The 2,094-nt window shown below is 63.3% G+C and carries 2 protein-coding genes and 1 pseudogene; 2 read left to right on the top strand and 1 reads right to left on the bottom strand.

The features are described from left to right. Together JOY90_RS22890 and JOY90_RS22895 are read left to right on the top strand one after the other, a co-directional pair. The coding region (locus JOY90_RS22890) for an exosortase C-terminal domain/associated protein EpsI (RefSeq protein WP_291693387.1) at window positions 1-765 on the top strand (765 nt) is incomplete at its 5' end. Between the two features lie 59 nt (window positions 766-824). Continuing rightward, complete coding sequence (locus JOY90_RS22895) at window positions 825-1,697, top strand: isocitrate lyase/PEP mutase family protein (protein WP_291693388.1); 873 nt, start codon at window positions 825-827, stop codon at window positions 1,695-1,697. Window positions 1,698-1,712: 15 nt separating this feature from the next. On the opposite strand, the pseudogene JOY90_RS22900 reads toward JOY90_RS22895, so the two are convergent. Beyond that, window positions 1,713-2,094: pseudogene (locus JOY90_RS22900) on the bottom strand (hypothetical protein); the annotation flags it as partial.

Consider the following 2,094-nt stretch of genomic DNA (forward strand, 5'->3'; position numbering starts at 1 on the left):
GTGCTCTATGGGTGGTTCTTTTTTACTCTGGTCATCATTATCCTGATCGCGATCGGAATCACTTTCGCTCAAAAGATCGACCGAAGCGTTCCGCTCCGTTCAACCGGATGGTCAAAGCCCGCGGCGTGGCGGGTGGCGACAGCGGTCCCCGCGGCAATCGTCCTGGCGCTGATCGGCCCAGCCTATGCAGCCCGGCTGGATGCCCTGCATCCACCTTCGCCGCTTCTTAACGCAGAAGCGCCGACGATAGGGGCGCCTTGGCGCGCCGTGCCGGCCGGCGCGGCGGATTGGGTCCCGGTGGTGAATGGCGCCGACCGTAAATTCCTTGACGGGTTCGAAGCCCCTGGTTCGGGGGTCGTCGTCCGATTTGTCGCGCTCTATCATTTGCGGGCCAGCGGCGACGCGCTGACGACGACTGGAAATCGAATGGCCGACGACGAGCGCTGGCATGTCAACGCGTATGGCCGCAACGAGGTCAATTTCGCCGGGCATCCGACGGTGGTGGCGAGCACCGAGGTGGTGAGTGGACAGCGCCGCCGTTTGGTGTGGTCCTTCTATGTCGTGGACGGCAGGATAGCCTCCGGGCTCATCGAGACAAAACTGCTGCGGGCACGTGCGGTGCTCCTGCAGCGCGCGCCTGTGGCTGCATTCTTCGCGATCTCGGCGAGCATGGACGATGCCCAAGCTCCGGCGGAACAACAGCTCGCCAATTTCCTGGAGGCGAGTGAGCCCGTTACCCAGTACCTGGCGATGTTGCCGCGCTGAGTGCCAGCGCATGACGACCTCACTATGGGGAGACGCCTATGACCACAAAAACACAGCAATTGCGTGCCCTGCTTGCGTCGGGTGAGTTTTTGTACATGCCGTCGGCAACAACCCCGATCGAGGGCAAGCTGGCCGAAACGGCGGGCGCGCGGGTTGTCTACACTGGCGGCTACGCGACGGGGGCCAGCCGCGCGATCACCGAGCCGCTCTTGACCATGGACGAGCAGGTGCGCGTCGCCGGCGAGGTCGCGCGCGCCATCGCGGTGCCGCTGGTCGCGGATGCCGGAGCGGGGTTTGGCGAGCCGCTGCACACGATGCGCACGGTACAGGAGTTCGCCGCCGCCGGAATTGCCGGCATCCACATCGAGGACCAATTGTTTCCAAAGCGGGCGCATTACCACAAATACGTCGCGCACGCCGTGCCATTGCCCGAATTCGTTGACAAGATCAAATGGGCTTGCCGCGAGCGAGACCGGGTCGACCGCGATTTTGTGATCATCGCGCGCTCCGATACGTGCCGGGAATTCGGTCTTGACGAAGCGATCGGACGGGTCAATGCGACCGCGGAAGTCGGGGCAGATCTCGGCCTTGTATTCCCGCGCAACCATAGCGAAGCCGAGGCCGCTCCCAAGCGTTCCAAGCTGCCGCTGGTATGGGTGCAGAGCCGCGGCAATCGCGATGGCCGCCCGATTTATTCCTTGGCGGAGCTGCAGGCGATGGGCTACCGCGGATGCATCGACGCCCAACTTCTGCTGGGCGTCGCCGTTCACTTCATGAAAGAAGCGCTGGGCGAAATGCTGCAGACCGGCCGGTACACCCGCATCGGCGACAATCATTTCACAGTGCTGCGTAAGGACATCGAGGACATGATCGGCCTCGATGCCTACTACGAGGTGGAGGCGGAAACCGTCGAGAAGGGCGAGGCGGACTAACGTCCTGGAGGGCGGTCAGGCGGCAATTTCCTTGCCGTGATAGAGCGCGTCGAGCGATGCGCCGTAGATCTCTCGGATTACGTGACGTTTGATCTTGAGGGTCGGCGTCATCTGGCCGTTGGCTATCGTGAACGGTTCCGGCGCTACGATAAAGCGGCGCACACGTTCGCTGGGCGGCAGGGTCAGATTCACGCGATTGACCGCTGCGCCGATCGCTTTCGAGAAGTCGGGATCGGCGGCGAGCATATCTAGATCGGGCCGTTCCTCGCCGGTAGCGTACGCAGCGGCGAATTCCGGGTCCGGGACGATGACGGCGACCAGATAGGGACGGCGATCGCCGAACACCATGACTTGCGAGATCTCGGGCTCCAGGGTCAGGTAGCCCTCGATGCGCGCC

This window comes from Bradyrhizobium sp., assembly GCF_019242285.1.
GTDB lineage: Bacteria > Pseudomonadota > Alphaproteobacteria > Rhizobiales > Xanthobacteraceae > Bradyrhizobium.